General features: G+C 70.1%; 6 protein-coding genes and 1 pseudogene. 3 read left to right on the forward strand and 4 right to left on the reverse strand.

Going from position 1 to position 8799, the window contains the following annotated elements; all coding sequences use genetic code 11:
- Together IEY17_RS24840 and IEY17_RS24845 are read left to right on the forward strand one after the other, a co-directional pair.
- Positions 1-135: pseudogene (locus IEY17_RS24840) on the forward strand (lipoyl synthase); the annotation flags it as partial.
- Positions 136-276: 141 nt separating this feature from the next.
- Positions 277-1005: a DUF4191 domain-containing protein gene (locus IEY17_RS24845; protein ID WP_188991884.1), complete on the forward strand. Its 729-nt coding sequence runs from the start codon at positions 277-279 to the stop codon at positions 1003-1005.
- Positions 1006-1065: 60 nt separating this feature from the next.
- Here IEY17_RS24845 and IEY17_RS24850 read toward each other — a convergent pair whose 3' ends face one another.
- On the reverse strand, positions 1066-1536 hold the full coding sequence (locus IEY17_RS24850) for an RDD family protein (protein WP_188991886.1): 471 nt from the start codon (positions 1534-1536) through the stop codon (positions 1066-1068).
- Between the two features lie 216 nt (positions 1537-1752).
- Here IEY17_RS24850 and glnA point away from each other — a divergent pair, with 216 nt between their 5' ends.
- Positions 1753-3177 carry a type I glutamate--ammonia ligase gene (gene glnA, locus IEY17_RS24855; protein ID WP_188991888.1) on the forward strand — a complete coding sequence of 475 codons (1425 nt, stop codon included), beginning with the start codon at positions 1753-1755 and terminating at the stop codon, positions 3175-3177.
- A 98-nt stretch (positions 3178-3275) separates the two neighbouring features.
- Here glnA and IEY17_RS24860 read toward each other — a convergent pair whose 3' ends face one another.
- From IEY17_RS24860 to IEY17_RS24870, 3 genes are all read right to left on the reverse strand, one after another.
- Positions 3276-4136 (reverse strand): SMP-30/gluconolactonase/LRE family protein, encoded by an 861-nt coding sequence (locus IEY17_RS24860; protein WP_188991891.1) that lies wholly within the window; start codon positions 4134-4136, stop codon positions 3276-3278.
- 609 nt (positions 4137-4745) lie between these two features.
- Positions 4746-7790 (reverse strand): bifunctional [glutamine synthetase] adenylyltransferase/[glutamine synthetase]-adenylyl-L-tyrosine phosphorylase, encoded by a 3045-nt coding sequence (locus IEY17_RS24865; protein ID WP_188991893.1) that lies wholly within the window; start codon positions 7788-7790, stop codon positions 4746-4748.
- Positions 7791-7842: 52 nt separating this feature from the next.
- Positions 7843-8595: a type 1 glutamine amidotransferase gene (locus IEY17_RS24870; RefSeq protein ID WP_188991895.1), complete on the reverse strand. Its 753-nt coding sequence runs from the start codon at positions 8593-8595 to the stop codon at positions 7843-7845.
- Positions 8596-8799 lie beyond the last annotated feature (204 nt).

Consider the following 8799-nt stretch of genomic DNA (forward strand, 5'->3'; position numbering starts at 1 on the left):
CGCTCCAGCTACCGAGCCGGCCGCCTGTACGCCAAGGCCACCCTGCACCGCGGCATGCCCCTACCCGACAACCTGGCCCACCTCGCCCAGGCCGGCACCGCCGCCCAGGAAGCCACCAACCTACTCACCCACTGAGCCCCTCCGCCGCGCAGGGCGCCTTCGACCGAAGGCGCCCTGCTATCGTCACCCGATCAGTTCTCGGTGGCGGGACTCGCGTCGGTCACGCATCCGCACCGCGCCTCCACCCGGCGCGGGCCGCGCCGTATCCTGAAATGCATGGCCAAGCAGGACAAGGCCGCCAAGAAAGCGGCGGCCAAAGAGCGGCGCGAGGCAACCCGGGGCCGCGTCAAGCAGATCTTCGAGGCGTTCAAGATGCAACGCCGGGAGGACAAGCTGCTCCTCCCGCTGATGCTCGCGGCGTTCCTCGGTGTGACCGTCGTGGTCTTCCTGCTGGGCATGATCTGGGGCCTGCACTGGGTCTTCCTCCCGGTCGGGCTGGCCTTCGGCCTGCTCGCCGCGGTGATCGTGTTCGGTCGGCGGGTGCAGGCCACCGTCTACCGCAAGGCGGACGGGCAGCCCGGCGCCGCCGGCTGGGCGTTGGACAACCTGCGCGGCCGCTGGGTGCTGACCCAGGCCGTGGCGGGCACCGCCCAGCTCGACGCCGTGCACCGGCTGATCGGCCGTCCGGGCATCGTGCTGGTCGGCGAGGGTGCCCCGCACCGCGTCAGGTCGCTGATGGCGCAGGAGAAGAAGCGCGTCGCTCGGCTGGTCGGCGATACCCCGATCTACGAGATCATTGTCGGCCGGGAGGAGGGCCAGGTGCCGCTGGCCAAGCTGCAGCAGCGGATCATGAAGCTGCCGCGCAACATCGGCCCGGCGCAGATCGACTCGATCGAGAACCGGCTCACGGCGCTGGCCAACCGCGGCAACGCGCTGCCCAAGGGCCCCATGCCCCCGGGCGCCAGGATGCGCAGCGTGCAGCGCGCCGTGCGCCGCGCGAAGTGACCGCACCACCCGAGCGGGCCCGGGAACGCTCCCGGGCCCGCTCGGTCATCTCAAGGACGGTCAGCGGCGCAGCACGATGGTGCCGCTGAGCCGGTCGTGCCAGGACCGGCCGTCGAAGTTCCACAGCACCGCCGGGATGATCAGCAGCGTCAGGCCGCAGCGCAGCACCGCCCGCGGCACCCCCACCATCGCGGTGGAGTCGACGCGCGCCACCCAGATCCGCACCAGCGCCATGCCGGGCGTGGCGCCGAAGAAGCTCACCGGTATGACCGTGATCACAAACCAGGTCAGCAGGCTCCAGTCGCCGGGGAAGTGTGGCGCGGTGAACGCGGCGGTGATCAGCGCCGCCAGCACGATGTCGACCAAAAACGCCACCAGGCGCCGCCCTGGCGAAGCGGCCGACCCTGGGCCCTCGGCGGGCAGCCCCAGCTTCTCGCCCCGCCACTTCGGTCGCGTCTCGTCCGCCTGCCGCCGCGCGTTGCTCAGGGCGCTCCTCGGGCCGTCCAGCCACGAGCCGATGACTCTCCGCACGTCATTCAGGGTACGTGCCGCGCCGGTGCTGCCGGGCGGAGCACCGCGATGGGCCGAGCGCGCACCTCCTACCACCCGAACAGGTGGTAGTTAACGCCCGCGAAACATCGAGGTGACGACCGGGCAACACCCGTGACATACCGTGGTCGGCGAGCCGGCGGCGGAACATGGCGTGGCGTCGGTGAGCTGTACGAGTGCGTGAAGGAGCCACCGAGGTTGTTCAAGAATCCTGACGAGGTCCTGCGCTTCATCGCCGATGAGGACGTCAAGTTCGTCGATGTCCGGTTCTGCGACCTGCCGGGCGTGATGCAGCACTTCACGGTGCCCGCCGCAGCGTTCGACGAGGACGCGTTCACCGAGGGCCTGGCCTTCGACGGCTCGTCGGTACGTGGCTTCCAGTCGATCCACGAGTCGGACATGCTCCTGCTGCCGGACCCCTACACCGCGCGGGTGGACCCGTTCCGTGCCGAGAAGACGTTGATCCTCAACTTCTTCGTGCACGACCCGTTCACTCTGGAGCCCTACAGCCGGGACCCGCGCAACATCGCCCGCAAGGCCGAGCAGTACCTGGCCGAGTCCGGCATCGCGGACACCGCATTCTTCGGCGCCGAGGCCGAGTTCTACATCTTCGACTCGGTGAAGTTCGGCGAGGACGCCAACAAGTCCTTCGCCGAGGTCGATTCCGTCGAGGGCTGGTGGAACACCGGCCGCGACGAGGAGGGCGGCAACCGGGGCTACAAGACCCGCTACAAGGGCGGCTACTTCCCGGTCTCCCCGTACGACCACTTCGCCGACCTGCGCGACCAGATGGTCAAGCAGCTGATCAACTGCGGCTTCACCATCGAGCGCGCGCACCACGAGGTGGGCACCGGTGGCCAGGCCGAGATCAACTACAAGTTCAACACCCTGCTGCACGCGGCTGACGACCTGCAGCTGTTCAAGTACGTCATCAAGAACACCGCGTGGCAGCACGGCAAGACCGTGACCTTCATGCCCAAGCCGCTGTTCGGCGACAACGGCTCCGGCATGCACACCCACCAGTCGCTGTGGAAGGACGGCAACCCGCTGTTCTACGACGAGTCCGGATACGCCGGGCTGTCGGACACCGCGCGGTACTACATCGGCGGCATCCTGCACCACGCGCCGAGCCTGCTGGCGTTCACCAACCCGACGGTGAACTCCTACCACCGCCTGGTGCCGGGCTTCGAAGCCCCGGTGAACCTGGTGTACTCGCAGCGCAACCGCTCCGCGTGCATGCGGATCCCGATCACCGGCTCGAACCCGAAGGCCAAGCGCGTCGAGTTCCGCTGCCCGGACCCGTCCGGCAACCCGTACCTGGCGTTCGCCGCGATGATGATGGCCGGTCTGGACGGCATCAAGAACAAGATCGAGCCGGCCGAGCCGATCGACAAGGACCTCTACGAGCTGCCGCCGGAAGAGGCCAAGAACGTCCCGCAGGTGCCGGACAGCCTGGCCAAGGTCATCGACAACCTGGAAGCCGACCACGACTTCCTGCTCGAGGGTGGCGTGTTCACCCCCGACCTGATCGAGACCTGGATCACGCTGAAGCGGGAGGACGAGATCGACCCGATCCGCCTGCGCCCGCACCCGCACGAGTTCGCGCTGTACTTCGACGTGTGATCGCATCCTGACGCACAGGGCCCGCCAGCCGCCCGGTTGGCGGGCCCTTCCGCTGCCCGGGGCTCACGCCTGCGCAGAGCCTCGGGTTCGCTAGCGGCTCAGATGCCCTGCCACGGTGCTGGTGGGAGACCGACGACGCCCGGCCGGAACCGCAGCAGCGAACCGGCATACGGGTCGGCGAGCAGGGCCGGCTCGTCGTAGCCGTAACAGGCCGACGTCACGTACATCTCCTCCAGCCTCGACCCGCCGAAGGCGAGGCTGGTGATCCGCCGGGTCGGCGCCCACAGCACCGTTTCCAGATCCCCGCTGGGCGCGTAGCGGTGGATGCGGCCGGTCCAGTGCATGGCGACCCACACGCAGCCCTCGGCGTCCACCGCGATGCCCTCCGGGCTGCCTTCCGACTCGGTGCACACCACCCACTGCCGCCCGGACACCGCCCGCGCCCGGTCCACGTCGTAGTCGTAGACCCAGATCGATCGCGTGTCGACCAGGTACATCCGGGAGCCGTCCGGGCTCCACGCCAGGCCACCGGCGGCCGTCACCCCATCAACCAGCAGCCGAGCCCGGGCGCCTTCGAGCACGTACAGCGCGCTGGCCCGCAGCTTCCGGTCGTAGGTGAGCGAGCCGGCCACGAACCGACCCGCCGGGTCGCAGGCCCCCACCCCCATCCGGTCGCCGTTGCGCACCTGCACCACCGGCTCCAGCGCCGAGCGACCCAGGTGCACGCGGGCGAAGCCGTTCCCGGCGGCGGCGATCAGCTGGCCGTGCCGGGTCGCGCCGAGCGCCGTCACCGTGCCGGGCAGCACCCGCACGTCGTCGATGCCGGAATCGCGGTGGTAGGTGTGCAATTCGCGCCGCAGGAAGTCGATCCAATAAACGCAATCGATCGCCGGCATCCACAGCGGGCCGACACCGCACAGCGCTTGCCGGTCGACGAGCAGCTCGAATTCATCGGACATCGACGAGTCCCCCAATCGACGACCACCCCTTCGTGCCGAGGCTACTGCTGAATGTGCCGATCAGGGACCGCCGACCGGGTTCGACCTGAAAGCGGTCCAATGAGGACACGGCCTTTCCACGCCACGGACGCTGCACCGTCCGGACTACCGAATTGCGGCACTTCGTCCCACGCACCGGACCGGATCGCGCCCGACAGGTCCATATTGCACACGTCAATGCAGGTCAGAAGCCCTTTCCGAGCTCCCCGGACGAAGGAGCGCCCCGGTCGCGTCCGCGACCGTCGTCAGCACCGGACGCCGCGCCCCCAAAAGCGGGGTAAAGGCACCAAGCGAGCCCGGCGCGGCGCATCCACTTCGACAAAAGTGGCTGCATGCCTCCTGCGGCCGGTCGGCGGACCGAAATCCGACGAGAAAGTCATCCGGTCCCCGCGCTCGGCCACGAAGCTGGTTTGCGACAAGAATTGCTGCGGGAACAGCCGCGGCACCGGCGCCGCCAATTCCCGGGCCGCCGCCAGTCCGTCCACTGCTTTGGCGATCGTCGCTACGATCCGGCCGTGGTCGTCTCGCGCGCCCACGCAGATCGTCCATGCCGATGGCCCCAGGCCGCGATCACGAGTCGTAGAAGACGCGCTCCACCACCACGCGGGCACGCCGGGTGACCCGCAGGTAGTCGTCGACGACCGCACCGGTGTCCACTCCGGCCGGATAGCCCAGCGCCACCGCCACCGCGGCCAGCTCCCGCGCCTGCTTGGGCAGCTGGTCACCCGGCTTGCCGCGGACCAGCATCACGGCGTTGCGCATCCGCATCGCCAGCGTCCACGCCTCGATGAGCTCGTCGGCGTCCCCAACGGCCAGCAGCCCGGCTTCGGCGGCGGCGCGCAGGCCGTCCACCGTCGACGTGGTCCGCAGCTGCGGCACCTCGTGCGCGTGCCGCAGCTGGAGCAGTTGCAGCGTCCACTCCACATCGGCCAGGCCACCCCGCCCGAGCTTGGTGTGCGTCGCCGGGTCGGCGCCGCGCGGCAGCCGCTCGGAGTCCACGCGGGCCTTGATCCGGCGGATCTCGCGCACCTTCGCCTCGTCCAGCCCGCCGTCCGGAAACCGGATCGGGTCGATCGCGCGGCAGAACCGCTCCCCCAGCTCCGGGTCGCCGGCGACGGCCCGGGCCCGCAGCAGCGCCTGCGACTCCCACACCTCGCCCCAACGCCGGTAATAGGCCAGATACGAGTCGATGGTCCGCACCAGCGCCCCCTGCCGCCCCTCCGGCCGCAGGTCGATGTCGACCTCCAGCGGCGGATCCTGGCTCGGCGCCCCCAGCAGCCGCCGCACCTGCTCCACCACGGAGGTGGCGAACCGGACCGCCGTCGGCTCGTCGGCACCACCGACCGGCTCGCACACGAACAACACGTCGGCGTCGGAGCCGTAACCGAGCTCGGCGCCACCCAGGCGCCCCATGCCGATCACGGCAATCCGGGCCGGTGCCTGGCCACCGGACGCCCTGGCGACGTCGCGCATCGACACGTCCAGCGCCGACTCCAGCACGGCCACCCAGATGCTCGACAACGCGCGGAACACCGCCGTCGGCTTCATCAGCCCGAGCAGGTCACCACATGCGATGCGCAGCAACTCGTGCCGCCGCAGCGAACGAGCGGCGGACACCGCGCGCTGCGGTTCGGAGTAGCGGGACACCGTGCTGCGCAACGACACCGCGGCTTCGCCGGGATCCCGTTCGGCCAGCGCCTGCGTGTCCGACAGCAACCGCAGCACCTCGGGCGCGCGCACCAGCAGCTCGGGCACCAGCTTCGACGTGCCGAGCAACTGGGCCAGCCGCTCGGCGACCACCCCTTCGTCCCGCAACAACCTCAGGTACCACGGGGTTTCGGCCAGTGCCTCGGACACCTTGCGGTAGGCGAGCAGACCACCGTCCGGGTCCGGGGTGTTCGCCAGCAGGTCCAGCAGCATCGGCAGCAGCGTGCCCTGGATGCTGGCCCGCCGGGACATCCCCGAGGTCAACGCCCCGATGTGGCGCAGGGCGCCCTCCGGCGAGGTGTAGCCCAGGGCCGCCAACCGCTCCACGGCAGCCTCGGTCGTCAGCCGCAGTGCCTCGGTGGGCACCTTCGCGACGGCCTCCAGCAGCGGGCGGTAGAACAACTTCTCGTGCAGGCGGCGAACCCTGTTGCTGTGCCGGCGGAACTCCGCGACGAGGGCCTGGGCCGCCGTGTTGCGGCCGGTGGAGCGCAGACCCACCGCGCGAGCCAGGACGTTGAGGGCGTCGCTGTCGTCGAACGGCGGGAACAGGTGCGTGCGGCGCAACTGGCGCAGCTGCAGGCGGTGTTCCACGGTCCGCAGGAACCGGTAGGAGTCCACCAGGTCCGCGGCGTCTGCCCGCGCGACATACCCACCCTCGCCCAGCGCACGCAGGGCGTCCATTGTGGATGATGAACGCAGCGCCTCGTCGCTGCGCCCGTGGACCATCTGCAACAGCTGCACGGCGAACTCAACGTCCCGCAGACCACCGCGCCCGAGCTTCAGCTCCCGCTCGGCGAGCTCCGAGGGCACGTGGTCCTCGACCCGTCGCCGCATCGACCGCACATCCGCCACGAAGCCCTCGCGCTCCGCTGCGGTCCACACGAGCGGTTGCACCGCCTGGAGGTAGCGGGCCCCGAGATCCTCGTCCCCTGCCACGGGACGCGCCTTCAACAGAGCCTGGAACTCCCAGGTTCGCGCCCACCTGCGGTAGTAACTGAGGTGACCGTCGAGGGTCCGCACCAGCGCGCCGGTCTTGCCCTCCGGCCGCAGCGCAGCGTCCACTTCGAAGAACGCGGCACCCGCCACCCGCATCATCAGGCTGGCCAGTCGGGTCGCCGTCGGTATCTCCGACTCCGCCTCGGCGACGAACACCACGTCCACGTCGCTGACGTAGTTCAGCTCCCGACCGCCGCATTTGCCCATGGCGATCACGGCGAGCCGGGGCACCTCGTCCACACCGGACCGCTTCAGCTCCGCGACGCCGACCGACAGGGCCGCGCGCAGCGCGGCGACCGCGACGTCGGAGAGGGCTTCGGCGACCTTCTCGTAGGACACCGCGGGCAGCGTGGGTTCGACGAGGCTGGCCATGTCGTGGCCGGCGACGTCCAGGAGCAGGCCGCGGTAGGCCGCGCGGAGCGCGCGCACGGCGTCGGAGCCGTGCAGTTCGGCCACCGGCCCGCCGGGAGTGCCGGGAACGCCGTCGCCGCGGGCGCCGACGGCCGACAGCAGCGTCGCGGTCCGCTCGGCCAGAGCAGTGGGGTGCACGGCATCCGAACGCAGCCGCCGCCAGTCGTCGGGGTTGGCCACGAGGTGGTCGGCAAAGGCTGTTGAGTCACCGAGCACGCCGAGCAGCCGCCCGCGCAGCCCGATGTCGTCGGCAAGGGATCTCGACAGCTCCGGCCAGCTCGCCTCCGCGGCTTCCCGGATGCGCTCCAGGGAGTGCAGTGCCAGGTCCGGATCGGGGGTGCGGGACAGCGCCGCGACGATCGGCTCGGCAGCTCCCGGGCCTGCGTCCGACCACCAGCCGGCCCGCCGGAGTTGGTCCTCGGCCCGCGACGAGTCGCTGAAGCCGTAACGTGCGGGGGAAGGCACCGAACCCGATCGCGCCGACGAGTTGCTGTTGGCCATGTTCGAACCGTAGTCCGCCTGCGGCGTCGATGGAGAGCCCACCCGGCCAGGATCACGCCAGTGGCAGGAACCTGCTGCTGGATCGCTCCTCCGGCGGGGTGCCGACCAGCCGCACGAACCGTTCGGCGACCGGCTGCCAGGTTTCGGCCAGATCCGCGTGGAACTCGGCCAGATGCTCGGGCTCGAGCTGCCCCGGACGGGCCGCGGCCGCCAGTTCCGGCGCCGCGCGCGCCCACTCCAGCACAACGTCCGGGGTGGTCTCGATGTGGAACTGCAGTCCGTAGGCGCAGTCGCCGACGCGGAACGCCTGGTTGGTGCACTTCGGTGAGGAGGCCAGCAACTGCGCCGAGGGTGGCAGCACGGCGATTTCGTCGGTGTGGAACTGCAGCACGTCCGGCGTCAACGGAACCGGCCCCCACAGCGGGTCTTCCGCCGCGCTGTCCCGCTTCGCCACCAGCAGCGTGCCGATCTCGGGGCCGTTCTTCGCTGGGCGCACCTGGCCGCCGGTCGCCGCAGCGAGCAGTTGGGCACCGAGGCAGATGGCCAACACCGGAACGCGCTGACTGACGGCCCGGCTGAGCAAGCTGCGGACGTCGGCGAGCCACGGATGATCGGTGTCGTCATAAGCCCCCATCTCGCCGCCGAGCACCACAACGCCCTGGTGTTCGGTGAAGTCCGCGGGGAGTGCCTCCTCGGCGGGGAGCACAACGTCCAGGTCGGCTCCCGCGGTGCGGAGCCAGTCGCTCAGCGGCCCGGGGGGAACGGTTTTCGACGGCTGCACAATGACGATCCCCACACCACCCATACCCACGAGATTACGCCCCCCAACCCGAACACCCCAGCACTGATCACACCAAACCACTGACGGCGTACAGGGCACCAGCACGTAACAGAGAAGGGGTCTCCTTCCCCGAAACTCGGGAAAGGAGACCCCTTCTAAACAATGTGTCGGCGGTGTCCTACTCTCCCACACCCCACCGAGTGCAGTACCATCAGCGCTGGGGAACTT

It is taken from the genome of Saccharopolyspora thermophila (assembly GCF_014646075.1).
GTDB classification, from domain to species: Bacteria; Actinomycetota; Actinomycetes; order Mycobacteriales; family Pseudonocardiaceae; genus Saccharopolyspora; species Saccharopolyspora thermophila.

Bases quoted from the DNA above. Each gene is read 5' to 3' on its own strand.
- IEY17_RS24845 (WP_188991884.1), top strand. From the start codon at position 277: ATGGCCAAGCAGGACAAGGCCGCCAAGAAAGCGGCGGCCAAAGAGCGG.
- IEY17_RS24860 (WP_188991891.1), bottom strand. From the start codon at position 4,136: ATGTCCGATGAATTCGAGCTGCTCGTCGACCGGCAAGCGCTGTGCGGT.
- IEY17_RS24865 (WP_188991893.1), bottom strand. From the start codon at position 7,790: ATGGCCAACAGCAACTCGTCGGCGCGATCGGGTTCGGTGCCTTCCCCC.
- IEY17_RS24870 (WP_188991895.1), bottom strand. From the start codon at position 8,595: ATGGGTGGTGTGGGGATCGTCATTGTGCAGCCGTCGAAAACCGTTCCC.